The organism is Enterococcus sp. AZ103, assembly GCF_051714685.1.
In the GTDB taxonomy this organism is placed as follows: Bacteria; Bacillota; Bacilli; order Lactobacillales; family Enterococcaceae; genus Enterococcus_A; species Enterococcus_A alishanensis.
The window spans coordinates 1,364,543-1,388,413 of the sequence record NZ_JBIOSI010000001.1 but is presented as its reverse complement, the minus strand read 5'-3'; the positions used below and the strand labels follow the sequence as shown (position 1 = coordinate 1,388,413).

Here is a 23,871-nt window from a genome sequence, read left to right as displayed (position 1 = left end):
CAATTTGCTCAGGCAAATTGCTTTTTCTTTTATTTATTAGGAGGATTCAAATGATTCGAATCGGATTAATCATTTTTGCAGTATTACTTTTTGCGGTCAGTTATTATTTATTAATGAAGAATGAAGGCTTTTTAGCACTAATTAAAAACAATCCTGAAAATTTAAAATTCTTGCGTCACTTTGGTTTGATTTATGCTGCATTAGGTGTCAGTGGTATATTACTAGCCATCATTAACCACCGCATTCCAACATTTATCTATCTTTTTTTAGTTTTTATAGTTGCCTCTTTCTTTGGTATTCGACTGGCAAAAAAAATAACTATAGACAAAGGATAATGATACCAATTTTGCTTAATTTGATTTAAAATAAAGATGTAGTTAAAAGGAGATGAAGAAGATGGAACAACAATATAGTAAAATTATGGTAGCTGTCGATGGCTCACAAGAAGCTGAATTAGCCTTTAAAAAAGCTGTCAACGTAGCAAAAAGGAACCAAGCTGAATTAGTTTTAGCACATGTAATTGATACTCGCGCTTTCCAAACAGTTTCTTCTTTTGATAATGTCTTAGCTGAACAAGCAACAGATATGGCAAAACAAACGTTAAGTGATTATGAAAAAGATGCTCGGGCAGCTGGTGTCACTGAAGTTAGCCAAGTGATTGAGTATGGTGCCCCTAAACTTACCATCGCAACTCAAATTCCAGAAAAATACGATGTGGATTTAATTATGCTTGGTGCGACTGGGTTAAATGCTGTGGAACGGTTATTTATCGGTTCTGTCTCAGAATACGTGATTCGCAATGCTAGTTGCGATGTTTTAATTGTCAGAACTGATTTGAACAATCAACTACCAACTGAAAAGGACTAGTTGAAAATTTAAAAGAAGGTCTTACTATGAAAAAATTTACATTGAAACAAGTTGAAGATTATTTAACTAACAGAATTAGTGGAATTACCGTAATTGATGTCAGTATTGAATTTCCAGCAAAACAAGCTGCTTTCCAAATTGAAGGAGAATACGTTTATTACCTATTCGAGGATCAAAATGGTGTATACAGCTTGACTGATGGAAAACAAGAAACTAAAGTTGTTGAAGAACCTGAACAAACAGAAGCACAATTTTTAAATGAAGTCATAAGAATCATCTTGGATGAAGCATAAAAAAGAGGTATCCCTAAACTAGCAAGGGGTACCTTTTTTAGATGAAACTACCTATTAAAATGCCGCAAAAACTTGAAATTAAACCTACTACATACGTCAGAAAGAAATAGCGATAGAACATTGGACGATCATCTTTCATTAAAATCAATAATTCAAAATTAAAAGTTGAAAAAGTCGTATAGCCTCCCATTATTCCTGTCCCTAAAAATAAAAACCATTCGGGAGAAAGCTTTGCACCAAATAAACAGCCTAAAATAAAACTACCAGTTAAATTAATAAAAAAAGTCGATTTGGGCAATCGTTTGGTTCGGGATTCAAAATAATTGTTTAAAGTAAAACGAATCATAGCCCCTAGCGCTGCACCACTACCCACTAAAATTGAACTAATCATCTGGCGTCACCGCCTTTTTATGATAGATTTTTTCACCAATTATTACCATTAAAAAGCCACCAACAATAGACACGATCAAATAAATCAACGCTAAGAAAAACTCTCCTGCTGAAAATAGCTTCATGACATCTAGTGCAAAGGATGAAAAAGTCGTCAAAGCACCGCAAAAGCCAACACCTAAACCAAGCACTAAACGTCCCGAAACATCTAAATCATCCAAGACTTGTTTAACTAACCAACTAAAAATAAAACAGCCAATCAAATTTGCCGCTAAAGTACCGATTGGAAAATCTCCCATTGAAGGTAAATAAGCCCCCAATAAATAGCGGGCTATTCCTCCGAAAAAGGCAAAAAAGGCAATCACTAAATAATCTAACATTACAAATCCTCCTGAAAAAAACTTCCTTATCAATATATGCCTAACACGAATTTTTGACAAACAATTTGTAAAATATTCAAACATGATATACTAAAGAAAAAAAGTAGGTGGTTTAATGACCGGAATTATTTTTGATTTTAACGGTACCATGTTTCAAGATTCTGATCTTCACGAAGCAGCTTGGATTACAATGCTTAAAAAATACAGTGACCGACAACTAACTGAAGAAGATATTTTAAAAAACCTTCACGGAAAAATAAATCCCGTTGCCTTACGTCATTTTCTAAGTGATCAACTGACGGATCAAGAAGTTGAGAAATTATCTGATGAAAAAGAAGCAATCTATCGCCAAATGGTAAGAGATAGTCCCGACCATCAACAGATGACTCAAGGAATGGTTGCTACTTTAGATGCTTTAAAAGAACAAAAAATACCTATGACTATCGCTTCTGCCTCACGAAGACGCAATATGGATTTTTATTTTGATTTGTTTGATTTAAATCGTTGGTTTGATCCAGAAAAAGTTGTGGTTGATAATGGAACATTCCCTGGCAAGCCGGCACCAGATATCTTTTTAATCGCAGCTGAAAAAATTGGGGTTTCGCCAGCTGATGCCATTGTTATTGAAGATTCTTATTCTGGTATCCAATCTGCTGAAAATGCAAAGATCGGCAAAATTATTGCGATTGATCCATTAGGGAAAAATCGTGAACAATTTGCCAAAGAACAGCTTAGAATTGATGACATTATTGAAGATTTTGACGGATTCGTTGAAAAATATATCTAAAAAAGTCAGCGAGAATCTCGCTGACTTAAATTATTTTTGCCCCTAAAGTATTTTTAAAATGACTAAGCGCCCAAGTATGACCAGTAGCATCAAAACTGGCTACCGCTTTTTCAGGAATCACTAACTGATAACCTAAATTATAGGCATCTACAGCCGTATGCAACACACAAATATCCGTACACACACCCGTTAAACACAATTCAGTAATCCCTCGTTCTCGTAAACGAATATCTAAATCAGTCCCAGAAAAAGCCGAATAGTGACGTTTGTCAATCCAATATACATTTTTCTCTGCTTTATTTTCTTGATAAAAATCAGCAAGTGAACCGTATAAGTCTCTTCCTTCGGTACCAATGACATTATGTGCTGGAAACAATTTATTTTCTGGATGATATTGATCACTAGGGTCGTGACCATCAATCGCAAAAACAACAAAATCAGCTTGATTGAAGTATTCTTTAGTGATAGCTACTAAATCTTTTTCAATCGCTTGTCCCGCTTCACCGGTTGTTAATTTTCCATCAGTTGCTACAAAATCATTAGTGTAATCAATCGATAGTAAAGCCCGCATATTACTGCCTCCTAGATTAAAATATTTATTTTAAATTTTTCACAAAAGTCATCACTAATTCTGCTGAAGCAGCGCCTGTCCGGGCAACAAATTCTTCATGGGTTTCCGTTGCTTCTTCATCAGCCGTATCACTAATTGCTCTGACAATTAAAAATGGAATACCGTATTGAGAAGCTGTATGTCCGACTGCTGCGCCTTCCATTTCATTTGCCACAGCATCTGGAAAATTATGTTTAATCTCATTGATTTTTGCAACACTAGAAACAAAAGTATCTCCTGATACAATTAATCCTACATGAGCAGGTTGCTTCATTTTTTCTGCTGCTGCCAACATTTCGGTTTTTAAATAAGTAGAGCTGTTAAAATATAATGGCATTCCAGGTACTTGACCGATTTTATAACCAAAAGTTGTTGCATCCACATCAAAGTAAGCGACTTTATCCGCAACCACCAAATCACCAATTTTAACACCGCCGCCAATCCCGCCAGCTGTTCCAGTATTAATCACCATGTTGACTTTATATTGTTGAATCAAAACGGAAGTTGTAATTGAGGCTAAGACTTTACCAATTCCTGAACGAACAACAATTACTTCATGATTGCCCATCGCGCCTGAAATAAATAAAGCACCATTTTGTTCCCAAGATAATGGGTGGTCTAAGTTATCCCGTAAAGTTTTAATTTCTTCTTCCATTGCACCGATAATACCGATTTTCATAACTAAAATTCCTCCTGTTAAATAAGATACTCTTTTAAATAAATAATACTGCCAAAATAACAATGATTAATAGTAATGCAACAATAAAAATTGCTTTGTTCAAAAAAGTACTGCGCTTTTTTTCTTTTTGCCTTTCATTACTGCGACTTTTTACTAAAGGTTTATTTTTTTTTAGCTCTTTGCGATAGACATTCGCAATTTCCCGCTCTTTTTTTTCAAGTTCAGCTTTGGCTTCCGCCTGTTCTTCTGCTAGCCGTTCTTGCGCTTCCTTACGTCGCCTAATCTCACTACGGGTTACTAAAGGGGAACGACTCATAATTAAATCTCTCCTTTTTTCAACAACAATAATTCAAAATAACTCACAGCAAAGATCGTCTTAGCATCACAAATTAATTCATCTTTAATTGCTTGTTTGGCTTCGTCTAAAGTCAACTGATATAATTTTAGCACTTCATCCTCATCTTGCGGTAAAGGATGCTCGACCTTGGTTAAACCAGTTGCTTCATACAGGTAAATCTTTTCATTAGAAAAACCTGGTGAGACATACATATAGTTGATGTAACTCAGATTATCTGCTTGATAAGTTGTCTCTTCTTCTAGCTCTCTTTTAGCAGCTGCTAAAGGATCTTGATTTTCACCTTTTTCAATTTTACCAGCCGGAATTTCTAAAATAACTTTTTCCAATGGTTTACGAAATTGTTTAACTAAAATAATTTTATTTTCAGCGGTAATTGGAATGACTCCTACTGCGCCATTGTGAAAAACTAATTCTCTTGTTGCCGTGCCACCTGTCGGTAAAGCAACTTGATCTACATAAACATCGATAATCTGTCCTTTGAAAATTTCTTTTCGTTCGATGGTTTTTTCTTCAAAATCTTGAAAATCTAACATATTGCACCTCTTCTACTGATGTTTTTCCTATTGTATCACAGAAAATTATTATGTTTTTTCTAAATCTTAAAAATCCATCTTTAGCCCGATACTATTTCTAAAGACTTTCGTGCTATGATTAGCTCATAGAAATGAACACACTTTAAAATAGTGTTAGGAGGCCCCATTATGATAAAAAAAATTCTCCCGATTATTGCAGTTGTCGTTGGACTTCTGGCCTTTATGGAAGATGGCATGGATGGCTTAATCCCATATATCTTATTAATCGGAGGCGGCTATTTGATTTACCGTGGTATTTTTAGTAGGAAGAAGAAAAAAACGGAAGAAACACCTTTCTTGACGAAAGAAAAAGAAACCTATTATAAAGATCTAGGTATGTCAGAAAGTGAAATCAATTTGTTTAGGGATACAATGAACAGTTCCAAAAAGCAAATTTTACAATTGCAAAAAAATATTGCCAATAATGCTAAATTAAAAGCAATTGATTTAAGACATGATTGTTTGAAAACTAGTAAGGCTTTATTTAAAGAATTGACCAAAGAACCTACTCGTCTACCTGAAGCAAGTCAATTTCTTTACACGCACTTGCCAAACTTAGTTGACTTAACCAACCATTTTGTTGAAATTAATGAACACCAGGTTAAATCAAAAGAAGTCTATGGTAAACTAGAAGAAAGTAGTCGGATTATTGATCAAATGGCTGCTTTGATCGTGAAGGATTATCAACATTTCGTTTCAAATGATTTAGAAGATTTAGATGCTGATATGAATTTAGCGAAAGAACATATCGAAAACGATCCAGATTTTCAAACTAAATAAGTGGGATAGTCGTTTCAAATGGACACCATTGGAGACGACTTTTTTTAAAAGTTAAAGGAGGAATTTTGTTGGAACCAGAAAATAAAACTGTCGATACGACACTTGATGATTTACTTGCGAATCCTTTTGATAGCAATGCTTTAACCCCTATTCAAAAAGATGAAATTTCACATTTACAAGCGCAGGAGCAAGCGCCGCGATTATTTGATAAATTACCGGAGGAACGTCAAAAGCAAGCACAAGAGCTTTCAAAAAAAATTGATGTCAATGACTCACAGGCGGTAATTGCCTATGGTGCTACTGCCCAAACAAAATTAAGTGAATTCTCGCAATCTATGCTGACTACTGTCTCTGCTCAAGACATTGGACCGATCGGCGATTCATTAAATCAATTAATGTACCGTCTACAAGAAGCCAATCCTGATGAATTAAGAGCTGGTGAGGGCAATCTTTTCCAAAGAGTTTTCGGTAAAGTAAAACAATCGATTTATGAAATCACCACTAAATATCAAAAAATTGGTGCCCAAATTGATAAAATTGCTGCCAAACTAACGATGGAAAAAGACGGCTTATTAAAAGACAATCAAATGTTGGAACAACTCTACAATAAAAACAAAGACTATTTTGACGCGTTAAATATTTATATTGCTGCCGCAGAATTAAAAATTGAAGAATTACAAAAAGTAACCATTCCTGAAGCAACTGAAAAGGCACGGACAACTGGCGATCAAATGGATGTCCAAATCGTAAATGATTATTCTCAATTTTTAGACCGACTAGACAAACGAACATATGATTTAAAACTAGCTCGTCAAATTACGATTCAACAAGCACCGCAAATTCGTTTAATTCAAAATACCAACCAAGCATTAGCCGAAAAAATCCAAAGTTCAATCAACACAGCAATTCCTTTATGGAAAAACCAAGTAGCGATTGCTTTGACCTTATTACGTCAAAAAGATGCTTCTACAGCACAACGACAAGTTTCGGAAACTACTAATGACTTGTTGAAGAAAAATGCTGAAATGTTGAAAATTTCTACTATTGAAACTGCCAAAGAAAATGAACGTGGCATTGTTGATTTAGAAACCTTGCAACAGACTCAAAATGATTTAATCGAAACCTTGCAAGAAACCTTACGTATTCAAAAAGAAGGTAAAGAACGTCGCCAAGCAGCCGAACTAGAAATCGGTCATATGGAAAATGAATTGAAAACTAAATTGATGGAATTGACTTCACAATAATAATAATAAGAGAATTTTGAGATCAAACTCAAAATTCTCTTTTTTTGTACCATTTTATTTAATTACATTAATGTGGTTTTCCTAATGATTCTTCAGCAATCAATTGGTTTGACGCTTATTCTCTTCCTTTACCAATTGGAAAAATTTTCCTTGTTTTTGATATAGTTCTTTATAAGAACCTGTCTCAATCAGCTCCCCAGAATCAAAACAAATGATTTGATCTGAATAAATCAGATTTTTCATTCTATGAGTAATAGTCAGAACGATTTTATCATTAAGGAATGTTTGGATTTGATTCATTAGAGCCTCTTCTGTCAAAACATCCATGGCAGATGTTGCTTCATCTAAAATTACTAAACTAGCATCACTAAAAAATAACCGCGCAAAAGCTACACGTTGTTTTTCACCGCCAGATAGTCGTGCTCCTTGTTCTCCAATTTTTGTTTCTAAACCCAACGTTAATCCTTTAAAAAAATCTCCCAATTGACATTTTATCAATACATCGATGATTTCCTTATCAGAGACTTGCTGGTCAAAAACAATATTTTCCCTTAATGTCCCTTCAAATACTGGCACATCTTGTGAAAGATAAAAAATTTCATTGTATAATTCATTTAAATTTATTTGCGACAAATCTTGTTGATTATAGTAAATAATTCCTTCACAATTTTTAAGTAATCCTAACAAGGTTTTTACGAAGGTGGATTTCCCAGCACCACTAGCACCGACAATACCGTAAAATTTTCTCTCAAAAGTAAAGTTAAGATTCTTCAAGACAGTTTCCTGATCAATTTTAACAGTAACATCCGCCACATTGATTGACTGAATATTACCAAATTTTTCTTTGTCTACACTAAGGAGATTAGGATCATTTTTTTCTTTTAAAAAACTTTCCAGACGAGAAAAACTGATTTTATCTAATTTATATTGTACAAATAGCACATTAAAAATTGCAATGGGACTATATATTTTATCGATATAGGTAATCAGCGCTACTAAACTACCAATAGAAAACATTAATTTTCCTGAGAAAAACAAAATAACGGTAGCGATTTTTATCAGCGCAACTAAAAGGGCAAAGACTGTAAAAAAAAGTTCATGAGTCATTGTCATTTTTGTTATACCCTGAGTGACATGATCAGACTGAGTATTATACTGAGCAATTTCTTTTTCGAACCGCTTATTAATTCTAAAGGTGACCATTTCTGAAATCCCTCTAGTCAAGGTCCGATTTAAAGATTCTTCATTTATCAATAAATCTTTTTTGACCAAATAAAGAGAAGACAACAATATTCGAGTCACTAAAAAAACAAGCACATAACCTACTAAAATCAAAGGTACTAAGCGATAATTAATTAAAGCAATAAAAAATAAATAAAATAATAAATCAGGTAGCAGTTCCCTAATTAATCTAAACCAAAAATTAAAATAAATATTTCTGCCACTTGTTGCACCAGATTCGATTTTTTGAAGTAAGTGGCCTCTTCCTTGCTTCAGATAGCTATTGTAATCTATCACACTAATCTTTGTTAAAGCTTCTTCTTTGAAATAATAGTATAAGCCAGTAAATAATCGACTTTTAGGCCATTCTCCAGCATAGGAAAAAAGAGTGATGAATATCATACTGATGGCATAAAAAACAACATATTTCCAATCAAAACCGTCGTTTACTGAATCAATAATTTTTTGAAAATAGTGAACATTCAAAGCCGACAAAAATGAAACAACGATTCCCAAACCAAGAAATACGCCAATCGGTCTTTTAAATTTTTTCAATACTTTTCTTGTATCATCCATAAATTTCTCCATTACATCCCTTGTATCCGTTTTCAAAAAAAGTTAAGTTTTTCCATTGATTGAAAAAACTTACTCCGTGAACGATTTAATAATATACATCATCCAAAAACAAACCTTGTGCTGGTGCAGTTTCACCAGCGGCCTCTCTTATTTTGTGATCTAATACTTCATCAATTGTTTCTAATGGTAATTTCCCAGTCCCAATCTCTAAAATCGTGCCCATCAAGATGCGCACCATCTTATGCAAAAAACCATTCCCAACAAAAGTAAAGGCTACTAAATGTCCGTTTTGTTCAATTGAAATATCCTCAATTGTCCGAATAGTTGATTTTTTGGTTTTCTTTAGTGCGGAAAAACCAATAAAATCATGGGTTCCAATTAACTTTTGACAAGCTTGATTAATTTTTTCCAAATCTAATTCTTGAGGAAAATAAAAACTACGATACCGTTCAAATGCTGATGGAATCTCGGCATTCCAAATATAATACGTATATTTTTTCCCTTTGGCATTGTAGCGGGCGTGGAATCTATCGGGCATTTCTATTGCTGCTTTAACTACAATATCACCTGGCAAATAACGATTTAAAAAATCAATCATCTCTGGTGGGGTCAATTCTGACTGGGTCTTGAAATTGGCAATTTGCCCGCGAGCATGGGTGCCTGCGTCAGTTCTACCGGAACCAATGATTTCAATTTCCTCACCAGTCATTTGTTGGAGGACCTTCTCAATTTTCCCTTGAATTGTTTTATCTGAATTTCCCAATCGCTGCCAACCAAGATAGCGTCGTCCATCGTACTCAATCGTTAATTTTATATTTTTCATTGTGTGCTCCTCAAACTCATTTGCCTTCATTTTACCATATAAAAAAACCACGTCTAATAAAGGCGTAGTTTCAACTTTTACATGATATCTTTAGATAGTTCTTCTTGAATTTTTTTCTCATCTCGACTACGATCAGGACTTTTCCAAGTACCGGAACCAAAACCAAGAATTGTTTTAACCGCTGGGATAAAGGTTGTCACAATCGTCACGGCATTCATCATCCAATAAAACAACATATATAAAGGTGCAAAGAATATATATTTCATCTTCCGACCATGATCATCTGCTAAAAGTGCCGCAAATAATTGGAAGAAGCCTGAAATCATTTCAAAAACGACAAACACAAAAGCCATCGTAAACATATGATAAATTCTTTCATAATTGCCTTGGCTTAAAAAGTAGAAAAATAATCCAACGAACCAAAAAGTAAACAACCAGAAACAAAATGACCATAAAATACTTAAAGATTGATCAATATACATAATGGTACGACCAATATTTTTAAAGGGATGTAAAAATACTTTTTTGAAATTTGTTAGCCAGACTTCCGTCCCGCCTTTTGCCCAGCGTTGACGTTGACGATATAGCATCCGTAAAGTTTCTGGAACTTCCATAAAGAACATGACTCCAGGTGCAAATAAAGACAACCAGCCATCCATTTGGTGATCCCAAGCGATACTAATATCTTCGGTTGCACGATCTTGACGGAACAACCCAACATCAACTAACGCATCTTTGCGATACATTGTATTGGCACCACTATAAGCATACAGGCCACCAAAAACACCTTTTTGAGTTCGTTTAATGATACCGACAATACTAGAAAATTCTACGGTTTGCGATTTGGTTATCAATCGACTACGATTTTGAACATCCATATTTGCTGTAACAGCAGCAATATTGGTACTATCTTCTCGTAAAAAATAATTGATATATTGATTTAGTGCGTCTGGTTCCGGTACCGTATCAGCATCATTACTTAGAATCAGTTCACCTTTCGCAAAACCAACACCGATATCAAAAGCATGAGCTTTGCCTTTATTTTTTTCAATTCGAATCACCCGTAAATTATCATATTGTTCCATTAATCGGGCCAAAATATTAGGAGTATCATCGGTTGACCCATCATCCGTCACCAATACTTCATAATTCCGGTAATTCAATTCATTCATCAAATAATTAATGGTATTTCCAATCACGATTTCTTCATTGTGAGCCGGTACCATGATGGTGACAAACGGTTCAATTTCAATCGGAATATCTCCTAAATCCTTTTGTCGATACTTGAAAATAAATCGATAACAAAAGACACCGATAAACCAAGAGAATCCGCCTAAAATTGGATAAGTCAATAAAATTAAAAATAGTAAAGTCAAAACTACATCGACTACCATATTTCCTGTATGAAACATCACGTTCATAAGCCCACCCCATTTTCTTTAAACAAGTCTGAGATAAAATGTGTATCCAAATTTTGTTCTTCTTTAACTGCATAATATTTTACCGTGTGACGAAAATCTTTATCACCAAAACGATCAGTGTAGCAATTATTCAATAAGTTACGACGCTTATTTAAGCGTTCTTCATCAAAAGTATTTTCCTTGCGTAACAATCCACCAAAACGGTGATTGTTCCATAAAGTTAAGGCAACATAGGTTATTAAAATGATTACAAAAGCGACTGCTAAAAATAAAACTAAAAACATCAACGAACGAATTTCTTCTGAGTAACTGTGGAAGTATTGGCTAATATTTAACTTGGGGAAAAGTATTGGTGTAAAAATCCAAACAAATGGTAAAAATACACCTAGCCAGCCGATCGATCCAATCACCGTTTGAAAAATTTTCAAACCGAGATGGCCTTTTTCGAAAAATTTATCTTTTACTAAGAAAGAGGCAACATCTTCACGGGTATTTTTCTTCATAATTCTTCACTCCATTTCTGACTGAGATCATTCTATTCTTTTTTTCTGAAATAAGAAATAATTTACACTGGTTTCCAAACTTATTTTCATTTTCAATAATTTGCTTAATAATAGTTAATATTAATTATTTAATTATTTTAAAATGGTATTAATAAACCCTTTTCTAATTTAAAATTTAAAAAAACCTAAAGCAGCTTTTTTCTGCTTTAGGAAAAATTATGGCTTAAATTCTTCAAGATTCATTATTTTTTCTGCGATACCAATAAACTCCACCTGCCAAAATTACCAGTAACATCCCGCTGATCCAAAGAATTGGTGAATTCAGATCATTGGTTTGGGGGTAGCGGGTATTATTAGATCCAAACCTAGTATTTTTTGGATGACTAGGATTATTGGGTTTATTTGAATGGTTTGGTGGCGTTGAGATTGGTTGATTGCTTACCGTTAACAGTACTTTTTCAGGTTCACCAGCCGCTTCTTTTTCAATGACTACCGGATATAAATCTTTTGATTTTTGATAACCTTCGGGAGCGGTCACTTCTTTAAAGAAGTAACTGCCTGGTGCCATATCTGCCAAATCTAGCTGACCTTCACGATTAGTAGTTAAATTATCTTTGATTACCTTTTTATTATCATCCAATAATTGGAAAGTCGCGCCAGTTAATTTTTCACCTTTTGGGTTAATCTTCGTTAGTTGAATTGACCCTTGATAATTTTTCCAGACAGGCAAACTTTTCGTTTCTGGTTTTCCTGACTGGTTATTAGCAATCGTAAAGTTTTTCATTTGTGTATCTAACAAGTAACCGGTTGGTGCTTTGACTTCTTTTAACTGATAATCGCCTGGTGCTAAATGATCGATTGTTACCTCACCATTTTTATCAGAGCGCCATTTAGTTGTTCCATCAAGCATATTTCCTGCTTGATCCAGTAATACAAATTCTGCACCAGCCAAAGGATTACCTTTCGCATTTTCTTTAACGAATTTAACTGATTGTTGATAATTGATAAATTTGCCTAGCTTTTGAACTTTTTGCTCCACTGCTGACGAGTCGATTGTAAAGTTCACAGTCTTATCATTAACGATATAACCATCAGGTGCTTTTATTTCCTGCAATTGATAATCACCTGGTGCCAAACCAGTAATATTTATTTTTCCTTGTGAATCAGAGACTACTTGTTGGACCTCGGTTTTATTGCTACCAGCTATCTTCCACAATTTAAATTGCGCCTGAGCTAAAGGCTGATCAGAGTCATTCACTTTTTCTAGTTCAATGGTTCCTTTAAAATTGATAAATCTACCTACTTGAATGATATCTGGTTGACCTACTGTCGCATCCTCAATCGTAAATTTTTCTGATAAATTTTGATTTAAAATAAAACCATCTGGTGCTTTGGTTTCTTTAAACTGGTAAGTTCCTGGTGCTAAACCAGTAGCTGTGGCGATACCGTCTGCTTGGCTGACAATATTTTCCGCTACCACTTCACCCGCTGCATTAACAACAGCAAAAACTGCTCCAGCCAAACCAACGTCTTGACCGTCCACCTCACTGTATTTTTGGATTTGGGCGCTACCTTGATAATTTTTAAATGGTGTCGCTTCATTATAAACAATTTTTTCTGTGGAGTTGCTAACATAAACTGGTGAACCCTCTGTTGATACTGGCATTGTAAATCGAACCACCTCTTGATTTAAGAGATAGCTAGTTGATGCACTAATTTCTTTGAACTGATACGTTGTTCCAGCAGTTAAGTTTTCAAAGGTGAAATAACCGTCCTCACCTGAAGTAACCGGCGTACCGATTGGCGTTTCACCATCTTCACTATAAAGTTGGAAACTGGCGCCAGCTAATATTTTTTGTTCACTAGTTTCAGCAAATAAACTGCCGTCAATTTTAGTAAAACGTGCGTTACCTAAATAATCTATTAAAGGATCTTCAGCAGTATTTAATTCTACTGGTACAGGTGCTTGGTCGCTAGCATCGCCTTGAATTGCAAAACTAAAAATTTGATTGTTCACATAGTAACCTGTCGGAGCAGCGCTTTCTCTCACTTGATATTTTCCAGGTGGTAAATCAGTTAGGTTAAGCACCCCTGCTTCATCCGTTACAAAGTTAGTTGTCGGCTGATATTCACTAAAATCATTTGTATCTAACGGTGCCCATTCTACTGAAAATGTTGCATTTGCAATTGGCTGCTTGTCTTCATTTGTTTTATAAAGTCGAGCACTTCCTCGATAATTCGTCAATGTTAAAGAAGTCACTGGAGCACCATCAACAATTACTTGACGTTGACCAGTATCATTCATATTCACACTAAAAGGTAATCGTTTTTGATTTAATAAATATTGTAAGTTTCCTGCTTCGTCTGCTGGTGAGGATATCTCAAATAAACGATAATTACCATCAGTTAAACCAGTTAACTTTTTCCCATTTTCTTCAGCTGCAAACGGTCTCCCATAGGCTGCAAAAATGCCCTGCTCATTTTCCTTTTCTAAAGCAAACAATCCCCCTGAAATTTTTTGTCCACTTGCATCTTCTTTATTAAAAGTCAGTGAAACAGGCTGATTAATAATCTTTTCAATCTCATTTTCTTGCGAGGAGTTTCGATCAACTCTTAATTCAACTCCCTGCATTAATTCATCACTAATCGTATACCCATCTGGTGCTTGCGTTTCCTTTAATATATAGCGAAAGCCATTTACTGAGTCGGTGTTGGTATAAACTAAATTACCGAAAGTTGCTTGACCTTGTTGATCAGTCGTAACTTCGTATAATTTTTGCTCAGGAATCGTTTCATTATTAAATACACGAGTCAAAGTTAATTTGGCGCCAGCCAAAACAGCCCCCTCGTCATTATTTTTTTGAACAGTTACCGAACCTTTTTCACCAATTGCTGTACCGCTTGTATTGGTAATCTGGATGGTTTGCGATTGTTGGGTATCTGGATGAGGAATGACACCTTCTTTGGTAGTCACATTCACCATATTACTAACCTGTTCCCGCGCAGTTGTAAAGTTAGGACTTGAACGATATGAAATATAATAAGGTTTTTCTATAAAACCTGTTTGAGATTGTCCTTCTTCCAAATAATCTTTTGAAAAGGCAATAACCATTTTTTGCTGTCCAGAAACATTATCGGTAGTGATATTTAAGGTGTAATCTGTTCCTTGTCTCAAAGTTTGACTGGTTTGATTGACATTGCCATTTTCCGTCACTGTACCTTGATAAATATTAATTGAAGCTGGGTCAATTGTTTGATTATTAGAAGGCATGTCAGTAATCGTTGGTTCCACCAATAAAGATTGATTGCGATTTAACCACAAACCCCAATTAATCGTATTGGTTGAGGCATTGTAATTAACCGACTTATTAACGATTTCATTGCTGTACTCAATTGAAACTGAAGCTGGCAAACTTTCGGTAAGCCCATTTATTGTAATATCCGCAGTATTTTTGTAACTGCTTTGATCTTGAATAATCTGATTCTTCAAGCTAGTTTTAAATTGAATCTGAAAAACCTTTGGCGTATCGTAATTGCTACCACCAGGAATACTTGTTTGATTGTTCCCGATTGAGATAGCTAATTGATTATTATTTTCTGTTGGTTCCGATGAAGTAATATAAGAACTATTTTTTTGTTCCCCAGCAAAAAGCGAATCGTCAGTGGCTTCAAAGCGGCCTGTATTATTATCGATGATCCCTCTAGTGATTGTTAAAGAATCTTTCAGATAAACTTGATTACCAGTAATCGGATCATTGAAATCAAATTGATTAACTAGTTGATTATTATAATTTGCCACAATGGTCCAAGTAATTTCTTTGGTAACTGGATTGTAGCTACCAGATTTTTCTCCTTGATTGGCTTCTTCGGTAGTGGTTTCAAAACCGTTGTTTGATTTTGCTTCATGATCATTATTGTTTTGGTCCGTCCACTTCATTTCAATTTCATTATTGTAATTCAATCTTTGTGGCGTAGGCGGATTACTACTGGAAAACTGATTATAATAAGTTTGATATTTCATACTGAAGGAATGATCGGTTGTAAGATACTTATTCAAAAATTTCACAGTAAAATATTGATACGTATCACTATACTGATCTTGTCCAGTAACAATATTTACTTCAAAATCTGGATCATCATCACCAAAAATATACTGTCCATTCAACAAAACTTGACTGTTTAATGTTTCTCCAGTCTGATTATCTACGATTTCCACACCAGCAATACTTTCTCCATCAACTTGATATTGAGGAAATGAAACATATCCTTTTTCTGATTGAGTCAACGTGTCAGTAAAGGTGGCATTTTTTATTTGATAGCGATTGCGGTTAATATCTACCGACCAATTAGCAATTTTTGACCCGACTTCAACTGAAGGTGCATTTTTTATAACTGCTTGTTGAACTGGTTGTGAAATATTTGGTGTAGTCGTTAGCCCATTTGTTTCAGCCGTGTTGGTAATTTTCGGTTGACTGTCATCAGATACAATCCCATTCACTTTTGAAGTATAAACGATGTCAATCGCTTGATTTTGCATGATTTGATCATTAAAAGTTACAGTCAATTTATTGGTGGGACTTCCTGATGTAACATTTACTTCGTAGGTATTATCTGGGACCAGTTGACCTCTAGAAAACTGTCCATTTGGGTTAGCAATCATATAATAAAGTTTGACATCATCTGCGGTCACATCCATATTGTTAGAAAAATTATCTGTCACAGTAGCACCATTGGCAATTTGTTTTTGCCCATAATTGTAGCGAATAGTCCATGAATATTGCTGATTACTAGCAGAATAATTTGATTGAACTTTTTCAATTAACTTGCCATAGCTTGCCGTTACTGACGCACTAGCGGGTAAATTATTAAAAGTTACGTTATTGGTAAAAGTCGCATTACCGCCGTTAGCCGGTTTCGCTTCATCATTAATTTTTGTCTGATAAACAATTCGATAAGCTTGATTAATCATGCCATTAAATTTGATATTGCCATTATTATCAATTTGATATTGATCAGCAGTTAATGCTGTATTGCCAACACTTGTTACATTGCCAGAAAAATCTAACTGCACTGGAAAAACTTGAGCTGATTCAAAAGTTGTATCAGTCGGAAAAGTTTCATTGACCACTGGATCAGTTAGTGTCGACAAATCCTTATTCACATCTACCGACCAAATAATTTTCTCTGGGTTAATTTGTTTATCAAAATTCCCCGCTTTAGAAACCGAGGTTGCCGTTTCTGGTTGAATCATAATTGACATCGGCGGTAACTGGTATTCTGTCGGAAATATAAGTTGATTTATTCCTGGTTGGGTAATCACTTGACGATCAAATTTAGTTGCCACATTAATTTCGCCAGACTGCAAAGGTTCAAAAGTTCCAGTTGTCCCACCAGTAGTATCAGTCAAGGTAATGCGAATCATTTTAGTAACCGGATCAATCGTATATTTCCCTAAAGTCAGACTCGGATTATCAGGATCAACTAATGGTTCCTCAATGAAATTTTCCACGGTTAAACCGTCTGGTAATGGAAACTCATAATAATCACCAATCTGTAACTGGGTACGCACCGTTTCTGGTACAGCAAAATTAATTTTCAAACTATTAGGTTGAGAAATAATAGCCGGATTAGGAATATCGGCAACAACATTAGTAACAAACCGATCACCAGGTGAATATTGGTCAATTAAATCACCAATGTTCGCCGCTGCTCGTAAAGTCGTTACTCTTTGTTGCTTTTTTAGTTTATTTCCAGATGTAGCAGTGCTACTTTCTGTTGTTTCCTCACTTGAAGATTGGCTTTGAGTAGTTTCTTCACTAGAACTTTTAGGTTCACTAGTTTCTTCCTTAGTATCAGTCGCTTCAGTAGTTGAACTTTCTACTACAGGTAAACTGGCTGATAGTTGTTGTTTATCCAATGTCGCTGTGATCGAAGTCTGGTCTGTCGTCAAACTTAGCTTTAACGAAATATCCTCTTTTACATTTGGCTGAATAACTATACGCAATTGATTTTGATTAATCGATGTTGGCGTAGTTGGTTGAATGGGTGATTCTCTTAGTTCATCTGATGAAGCGTTTGTTGTCGCCACAGCAGTTAAACTAGAAGGTTCGCCACTTTTTTCCACGACAATTCCTGGATTTTTTTCAGAAATTTCAGCTGTGTTTATTTTAATTCCTTCATTTAATGAAATAATTTTTTCACTGAAAGTGGTCTGTGTATTTGAAATTTGAAGGCTTAAATCCCCTTCTATCTCCTCAGTTGGTGCTTTTTGAATCATAAAATCTTTTAGTTGAACGATACCATCAGTCGTTTCCCCTTCAGCTAACACTGTTAGTGGTAAAATATTTGATAAAATAATTGTCATTAGCATCATTAAATAAATAAATTTGTTTTTCCCCTGTTTCATTATAATTCCCCCTAAACGTCTTATCGCTTCAGGGTCATGCTATCAAAATTTTTCATTTTTATGAAAAATGTTGGCTGTAAAACCGCATTATATCAGTCTATATTGTATGAATTTGAATACAATAAAATTGAATTTATCAAGTTTATTCATCTTTTTTTTATTTTAGAATCTTTTTTTCTATGATAATTTATTTTGATTGAGCATATTTAAAAGCTTTCACAGAACTGTTTTTGTAGTTTAAAATAACATTTTTTAAAATAAATTCTAAAGTATTCAAAAGTGAAATCTTTGAGTTTTTAGATAATTACTTTTACTCTGAAGGTTGTTAGAAGAGACTAAAGAAAGTAGGATGAGAGATAATGAACAACAATAAAATTGCCGTATTAGTGACAGATTTAGTGGAAGATGTAGAATTAACTTCTCCTAGAAAAGCTTTAGAAGATGCTGGTTATGAATTGGTTCTAATTGAAAAAGAAGCTGGTAAAAAGATTGAAGGAAAAAAAGGAACAACTTTTATCATTGATCAAGCAATTGATGATGTAGCACCTACCGATTTTACGGGACTTTTAATTCCTGGTGGTTTTTCACCTGATCAATTACGTTCTGATCAACGTTTTGTTGATTTTGTTACGTACTATTTAGAAAATGACTTACCTTTATTCGCGATTTGTCATGGCCCTCAATTATTTATTCAAACAGGATTAACAGAAGGTCGGACTATGACGGCTTATACTAGTGTTCAGCCAGATTTAATTTATGCTGGAGCTAACCTAAAAGATCAATCCTTAGTCATTGATCGAGGTTTAGTCACTAGTCGAAACCCCGATGATCTACCTGATTTTAATCGTGGTATCTTAGAAGTTTTAGCTAATGCCTAAAAAAGTTGTGATTGAAGTGATTACTCACTTTAGTCACAACTTTTTTTGTCTTTCTATTGAAAAAATATATATGAATTTAACCAATCTTTGCAGTTTGTAAACGAACAAATTAATGATAGAATGAATAATCACATTGTAACAAGGAGATTTAGATAAAATGACTTATGCACTAGAAATAAAAGATCTTAAAAAAATCTATGCCACAGGTGTAGAAGCCTTAAAAGGGATTGACTTAACTGTTGAAGAAGGCGATTTTTATGCACTATTAGGACCAAATGGCGCTGGAAAATCTACTACTATCGGTATTATTACTTCACTAGTTAACAAATCTGGCGGTACTGTAAAAGTTTTTGACTACGATATCGATCGTGATTTAGTCAGAGCCAAACAACAAATCGGACTAGTGCCACAAGAATTCAATTTCAATCCATTTGAAACAGTCCAACAAATTGTTGTTAATCAAGCGGGCTACTATGGTGTCCCTCGTAAAGAAGCCATGGAACGCAGCGAGAAATATTTAAAACAGTCGGATTTATGGGAAAAACGACATGAAAAAGCACGGATGCTTTCTGGTGGAATGAAGCGTCGATTAATGATTGCTCGCGCCTTGATGCACGAGCCAAAATTATTAATTTTAGACGAACCAACTGCCGGGGTCGATATTGAATTACGTCGTGAAATGTGGCACTTTTTACGGGAATTAAACGAAGCTGGCACAACGATTATTTTAACTACTCATTATTTAGAAGAAGCCGAAATGTTGTGTCGCCATATTGGTATTATTCAATCAGGTGAATTAATTGAAAATACTAGTATGAAGAATTTACTTTCAAAATTACAATTTGAAACCTTTATCTTTGATTTAGAACCTTCTAGCAAAATACCAGAAATTTCTGGCTATCGAAGTGAATTAGAAGATGAACAAACATTAGCTGTGGAAGTCCATCGCGATCAAGGCGTCAATGAAATTTTTCATCAGTTAAGCGAACAAGGAATCAAAGTTCTTTCCATGCGCAACAAATCCAACCGTCTGGAAGAACTGTTTTTGAAAATTACGGAGGATAAACATGTTTAGTCTATATTATACAGCTTTAAAAAGTCTGGCTGTCAAAGAAACCAACCGCTATTTAAGGATTTGGGTCCAAACTTTAGTTCCACCAGTGATTACTACTTCATTGTATTTCATTATTTTTGGCAATTTAATCGGTGGACGAATTGGTGACATGGCGGGATTTTCTTATATGCAATTTATTGTTCCTGGTTTAATCATGATGTCAGTCATCACCAGTTCTTATGCCAACGTTTCTTCATCTTTTTTCTCACAAAAATTCCAAAAAAATATTGAAGAATTGCTGATTGCTCCAGTGCCAACTCATATTATTATGTGGGGCTTTGTAATTGGTGGTTTAGGTCGAAGCTTGATTGTCGGAACTTTTGTGACGATTGTTTCACTATTTTTTGTCCCGTTACAAGTACATTCTTGGATTATTATAATAGTTACTTTATTAATGACTTCGACACTATTTTCACTAGCAGGATTGTTAAACGGAGTTTTTGCACAATCCTATGACGATGTATCAATTGTACCAACCTTTGTTTTACAACCTTTAACTTATCTTGGTGGTGTCTTTTATGCTATTTCAATGTTGCCACCATTTTGGCAAGCCGTTTCTAAAGTAAATCCAATTGTTTATATGATTTCAGGCTTTCGTTATGGGTTTCTAGGGGTAGAAGATGTCTCGATTGTAGTTTCTTTAATTATTTTAGTTGGTTTTATTGTGGTTTTATATTCTGTCTGCTGGTATTTTATTGACCGAGGACGGGGATTAAGAAGTTAAAAAAGTCGATGGGTGATTTTTCACTCATCGACTTTTTCGTTATCCAAACGACTGCTCTGTCCGATTGATTATCTCATCTTGTAACGCTTTATCTAAATTGTTGAAATAATCACTATAACCTGCCACCCGCACAATTAAGTTTTCATATTCCTTCGGATGTTTTTGCGCTTTTAATAAAACTTCTCGATCAATGACATTAAACTGGATATGGTGACCGTCTAATGCAAAATAACTTCTGACTAGTGCTGCCATATGACTAATTCCTTGTTCACCTGCGACGACACTTGGTGTGAATTTTTGATTTAACAAGGCACCACCTGTTTTGGTTTGATCAATTTTAGACGCAGATTTAATCACCGCGGTTGGTCCGTTACGATCGGCACCTTTTTCTGGAGAAATCCCATCTGGCAAAGGAATTCCTTTGTGACGACCGTTTGGTGAAGCTTCCATCACTTGCCCAAAATAAACGTGGCAAGTTGTCGGTAAAAATTCTACCACCGTTTTAGATCCTTTTGGTGTTGATCGACCAGCAATCACCGCTTGTAAAGATTCGGCAACATCTTTTAATAAGTCATCGGCATAATCTTCATCGTTGCCATATTTCGGTGCTTGATTATATACAGCTTCATAAACGGCTTCATGCCCAACAAAATCATCGTTACATGCAACAATTAATTCTTCCATCGTCATAGTTTTTTCTTCAAAAATATGATGCTTAATAGCTGCCAAAGAATCAGTAATAGTCGCAATCCCAACACATTGAATGTAGCTCGTATTGTAACGAGCGCCACCACAGTTATAATCTTTCCCATCTCGAACACAATCATCGGTCATCACTGACAATAAAGGAACCGGCATATTTTCCATGTACATTCTTTCAATCAAATTATTGCCAGCAACTTTAATATCTACCACATATTTTAATTCTTCATAAAATGCTTTAAAAACTTCTTCATAGCTAGTCATTTCATTAAAATCACCAACATCAATACCCACTTGTTTATTCGTGTAATGATCATAACCACGATGCATTGCTAACTCAAAAATTTTCGGAACATTTAAATAGCCAGTTAATACATAGGCTTCTTTACCGGCGACGCCAACTTCCACGCAACCAGAGCAAATACCACTTTCTCTGGCATCATCCACTGATTTTCCTAAATAAGCCAGCTCATTTAAAATGGCTTCAGAATTATAAATTGCCGGTTGGCCCCAGCCTCGGCGAGAAATTTTTAGAGCTTCTCGTAAAAATTTTTCTGGTGATTTTTTAGAAACTTGGATATTAGAACTCGGCTGTAATAATTTCATTTCATCCATAACTTCTAAAATCAGATAGCTGACACCACTGACACCACTTGTCCCGTCAGGTCGTAAAGCACCAGTATTAATGTTACAAAAATCTGTATAAGTGGCACTTTCTTTTAAAGTAATGCCCACTTTTGGCGGTGCCGGTTGATTGTTAAACTGAATCCAGAAGTTTTCTAATAATTCTTTGGCTTCTTCCCGCGTTAGGCGTCCTTCAGCTAGATCTTTTTCATAAAATGGTTCTAAATGTTGATCTAACTTTCCAGGAGAATAGGCATCCCAGTTATTCATTTCTACAGTCACACCAATGTGCACAAACCAGTACATTTGTAGCGCTTGGCGGAAAGTTTGCGGTGCATGTTCTGGGACTACATCACAGACTTCGGCTAATTCTAACAATTCTTGTTTCCATTTTAAATCCGTTTCATTTTCAGCTAATTCGCGACATTGTGCCGCGTAACGATGACCAAAAATAATCATTGCTTCGCAGACTAATTTCATGCCTTCTAATTCTTCTCTTTTATTTAAAGCTTCCATATCATTGTTGAAATCCAATTGTTCGATTTCTTTTTCAATTTCCGCTTTAAAATCAGCAAAGCCTTTTTGATACATTTTACCATCAGCAACGGTATGGCCGGGGCCTCGTTGCATTAAAAATTCGGTATATAAACCAGCATCAAATAATAAATGCCATTCTTCTGGTAACAATTTATTCATGCGAGTCATCATCGCCCGATCTTGCCAATAAGGAATAATCACTTCTTCTTGAATTCGACGATCCTCATCAGACACTTTGAAGAAGACTTTTTCACGATTGTTCATATTTTCAAAATCTGCCATCGTATGACAACACAATTCTGGAAATGTTGGTGCGGCCCAAGGTTCATGACCTTTTTCACCTAAAATCAAACTGCCTTTTTCAATATAATTGGTTCGATTTTCCATAATATATTTAAAAGCTAAGCCACGTAAAACAGGCGCAGATACTTTGCCTTCCCATTTTTTATAGGCTTCTGTTAACAATACAGCTCGTTCAATCGAAATTTTCGGCTGGCATTCTTTTTCTGAACGCTCCCGCAAATGTTTGATTCGTTCAGTGCTTCCTCTGCGTGTTGGTTCTAAAGTTAGTTCTGGCATTTCTTTTCCTCCTATATACTGACTAGCCGCCGATGGAAACTTGATACCCAGCAGCTTGATACAACGCCTGAATTTCTGCTAATTTTGCTTGACTTGGCTCAATAAAATGTTGCGTGCATTCTCGCATTAAGCGACGATATTTGTCTTGTCCAAAATTGTGATAAGGCAACAGAGAAATTTTTGCGACCCGCACTGCTTCTTTTTTTAACCAAGCAAGAATATTTTCAGCTATCTGGTTATCAGTATTAATTTCATCCAATAAAATTAAACGCAGATCAATCTCTGCTCCCTGATCGGATAAATACAATAAGTTTTTCAAAACCAATTGATTGTCAACACCGGTATATTGCTGATGCAATGAAGAATCCAAAAATTTCAAATCATATAAAAAACCATCTACATAAGGCAGTATCTTTTGATAATGCTCAGTTGGTGCTACGCCACAGGTATCAATTAACACTGAGACACCGACACGTTGACATTCTTTGGCCAGCTCCACCACATAATCTAGCGGTTGGGCCATCACTTCCCCGCCAGAAAAAGTCACGCCACCACCTGATTGATCATAAAAAATTTGATCAGCTTGAATTTTTTTGACTAATTCTTTAATGGAATAATTTTGACCAATCAATTCTTCTTTGCCATCTTTATTTAGCATGATTTCTGGCTTAAAATTTTGACTTTCAGGATTATGACACCAGAGACATCTAATTGGACAACCTTTAAAGAAAATAGTCGTCCGCACACCAGGACCATCGTGGGTAGAAAACTTCTGAATGTTAAAAACTGTCGGTGTTTTCATC

The 23,871-nt window shown here is 35.1% G+C and carries 22 protein-coding genes; 9 read left to right on the top strand and 13 right to left on the bottom strand.

The features are described from left to right. Positions 1 to 50 precede the first annotated feature (50 nt). The 3 genes from ID741_RS07100 to ID741_RS07090 all read left to right on the top strand — a co-directional run bounded on the left by ID741_RS07100 (position 51) and on the right by ID741_RS07090 (position 1,160). Positions 51 to 335, top strand: a complete 285-nt coding sequence (locus ID741_RS07100) for a hypothetical protein (RefSeq protein WP_218326255.1) — start codon at positions 51 to 53, stop codon at positions 333 to 335. A 61-nt stretch (positions 336 to 396) separates the two neighbouring features. Continuing rightward, a complete protein-coding gene (locus ID741_RS07095) occupies positions 397 to 867 on the top strand; it encodes a universal stress protein (protein WP_218326256.1) in 471 nt (156 codons plus the stop codon). Between the two features lie 26 nt (positions 868 to 893). Then, complete coding sequence (locus tag ID741_RS07090; protein WP_438719532.1) at positions 894 to 1,160, top strand: hypothetical protein; 267 nt, start codon at positions 894 to 896, stop codon at positions 1,158 to 1,160. Between the two features lie 37 nt (positions 1,161 to 1,197). Here ID741_RS07090 and ID741_RS07085 read toward each other — a convergent pair whose 3' ends face one another. After that, positions 1,198 to 1,551, bottom strand: coding sequence for a fluoride efflux transporter FluC (locus ID741_RS07085; RefSeq protein ID WP_218326259.1), 354 nt, complete (start codon positions 1,549 to 1,551; stop codon positions 1,198 to 1,200). Then, positions 1,544 to 1,930 carry a fluoride efflux transporter CrcB gene (crcB, locus tag ID741_RS07080; protein ID WP_218326260.1) on the bottom strand — a complete coding sequence of 129 codons (387 nt, stop codon included), beginning with the start codon at positions 1,928 to 1,930 and terminating at the stop codon, positions 1,544 to 1,546. The genes ID741_RS07085 and crcB overlap by 8 nt, the downstream gene beginning before the upstream one ends. 115 nt (positions 1,931 to 2,045) lie before the next feature. Between crcB and ID741_RS07075 the strand changes: the two genes are divergently transcribed. Further along, positions 2,046 to 2,717 carry an HAD family hydrolase gene (locus ID741_RS07075; RefSeq protein WP_438719531.1) on the top strand — a complete coding sequence of 224 codons (672 nt, stop codon included), beginning with the start codon at positions 2,046 to 2,048 and terminating at the stop codon, positions 2,715 to 2,717. A 25-nt stretch (positions 2,718 to 2,742) separates the two neighbouring features. Here ID741_RS07075 and ID741_RS07070 read toward each other — a convergent pair whose 3' ends face one another. Genes ID741_RS07070 through ID741_RS07055 form a run of 4 tightly spaced genes read right to left on the bottom strand, consistent with a single transcriptional unit; the run spans position 2,743 to position 4,897 of the window. Continuing rightward, the gene (locus ID741_RS07070; RefSeq protein ID WP_218326263.1) at positions 2,743 to 3,288 is read right to left on the bottom strand and encodes a cysteine hydrolase family protein; all 546 of its coding nucleotides are present in this window, start codon (positions 3,286 to 3,288) and stop codon (positions 2,743 to 2,745) included. Positions 3,289 to 3,313: 25 nt separating this feature from the next. After that, positions 3,314 to 4,006: a 5'-methylthioadenosine/adenosylhomocysteine nucleosidase gene (locus tag ID741_RS07065; RefSeq protein ID WP_438719530.1), complete on the bottom strand. Its 693-nt coding sequence runs from the start codon at positions 4,004 to 4,006 to the stop codon at positions 3,314 to 3,316. Positions 4,007 to 4,040: 34 nt separating this feature from the next. Next, positions 4,041 to 4,322 (bottom strand): cell wall synthase accessory phosphoprotein MacP, encoded by a 282-nt coding sequence (gene macP / locus ID741_RS07060; RefSeq protein WP_218326265.1) that lies wholly within the window; start codon positions 4,320 to 4,322, stop codon positions 4,041 to 4,043. 2 nt (positions 4,323 to 4,324) lie between these two features. Next, positions 4,325 to 4,897 (bottom strand): NUDIX hydrolase, encoded by a 573-nt coding sequence (locus tag ID741_RS07055; protein ID WP_438719528.1) that lies wholly within the window; start codon positions 4,895 to 4,897, stop codon positions 4,325 to 4,327. Between the two features lie 168 nt (positions 4,898 to 5,065). Between ID741_RS07055 and ID741_RS07050 the strand changes: the two genes are divergently transcribed. Further along, positions 5,066 to 5,716: a 5-bromo-4-chloroindolyl phosphate hydrolysis family protein gene (locus ID741_RS07050; RefSeq protein WP_438719526.1), complete on the top strand. Its 651-nt coding sequence runs from the start codon at positions 5,066 to 5,068 to the stop codon at positions 5,714 to 5,716. A 68-nt stretch (positions 5,717 to 5,784) separates the two neighbouring features. Beyond that, positions 5,785 to 6,960, top strand: coding sequence for a toxic anion resistance protein (locus ID741_RS07045; RefSeq protein WP_438719525.1), 1,176 nt, complete (start codon positions 5,785 to 5,787; stop codon positions 6,958 to 6,960). Between the two features lie 99 nt (positions 6,961 to 7,059). Here the strand turns inward: ID741_RS07045 and ID741_RS07040 are convergent, their stop codons facing one another. From ID741_RS07040 to ID741_RS07020, 5 genes are all read right to left on the bottom strand, one after another. Continuing rightward, positions 7,060 to 8,757: an ABC transporter ATP-binding protein gene (locus tag ID741_RS07040; protein WP_438719524.1), complete on the bottom strand. Its 1,698-nt coding sequence runs from the start codon at positions 8,755 to 8,757 to the stop codon at positions 7,060 to 7,062. Between the two features lie 85 nt (positions 8,758 to 8,842). Next, on the bottom strand, positions 8,843 to 9,580 hold the full coding sequence (gene truA / locus ID741_RS07035) for a tRNA pseudouridine(38-40) synthase TruA (RefSeq protein ID WP_438719523.1): 738 nt from the start codon (positions 9,578 to 9,580) through the stop codon (positions 8,843 to 8,845). Between the two features lie 77 nt (positions 9,581 to 9,657). Further along, positions 9,658 to 11,001, bottom strand: a complete 1,344-nt coding sequence (locus tag ID741_RS07030) for a glycosyltransferase family 2 protein (protein ID WP_438719522.1) — start codon at positions 10,999 to 11,001, stop codon at positions 9,658 to 9,660. After that, complete coding sequence (locus ID741_RS07025) at positions 10,998 to 11,504, bottom strand: cell division protein (RefSeq protein ID WP_438719521.1); 507 nt, start codon at positions 11,502 to 11,504, stop codon at positions 10,998 to 11,000. The genes ID741_RS07030 and ID741_RS07025 overlap by 4 nt, the downstream gene beginning before the upstream one ends. Positions 11,505 to 11,736: 232 nt before the next feature. Continuing rightward, positions 11,737 to 17,910, bottom strand: coding sequence for a SpaA isopeptide-forming pilin-related protein (locus ID741_RS07020; protein WP_438719520.1), 6,174 nt, complete (start codon positions 17,908 to 17,910; stop codon positions 11,737 to 11,739). A 359-nt stretch (positions 17,911 to 18,269) separates the two neighbouring features. Between ID741_RS07020 and ID741_RS07015 the strand changes: the two genes are divergently transcribed. The 3 genes from ID741_RS07015 (at position 18,270) to ID741_RS07005 (ending at position 20,626) form a co-directional block, all read left to right on the top strand. After that, on the top strand, positions 18,270 to 18,788 hold the full coding sequence (locus ID741_RS07015; protein ID WP_218326276.1) for a type 1 glutamine amidotransferase domain-containing protein: 519 nt from the start codon (positions 18,270 to 18,272) through the stop codon (positions 18,786 to 18,788). A 157-nt stretch (positions 18,789 to 18,945) separates the two neighbouring features. Next, positions 18,946 to 19,863 (top strand): ABC transporter ATP-binding protein, encoded by a 918-nt coding sequence (locus ID741_RS07010; RefSeq protein ID WP_218326277.1) that lies wholly within the window; start codon positions 18,946 to 18,948, stop codon positions 19,861 to 19,863. Then, on the top strand, positions 19,856 to 20,626 hold the full coding sequence (locus tag ID741_RS07005; protein ID WP_218326279.1) for an ABC transporter permease: 771 nt from the start codon (positions 19,856 to 19,858) through the stop codon (positions 20,624 to 20,626). The genes ID741_RS07010 and ID741_RS07005 overlap by 8 nt, the downstream gene beginning before the upstream one ends. Before the next feature lie 39 nt (positions 20,627 to 20,665). On the opposite strand, the gene hypD is transcribed toward ID741_RS07005, so the two are convergent. Both hypD and ID741_RS06995 read right to left on the bottom strand, forming a co-directional pair. Continuing rightward, the gene (hypD, locus tag ID741_RS07000) at positions 20,666 to 23,068 is read right to left on the bottom strand and encodes a trans-4-hydroxy-L-proline dehydratase (RefSeq protein ID WP_438719519.1); all 2,403 of its coding nucleotides are present in this window, start codon (positions 23,066 to 23,068) and stop codon (positions 20,666 to 20,668) included. 22 nt (positions 23,069 to 23,090) lie between these two features. Next, positions 23,091 to 23,870: a 4Fe-4S cluster-binding domain-containing protein gene (locus tag ID741_RS06995; RefSeq protein WP_438719518.1), complete on the bottom strand. Its 780-nt coding sequence runs from the start codon at positions 23,868 to 23,870 to the stop codon at positions 23,091 to 23,093. Position 23,871 lies beyond the last annotated feature (1 nt).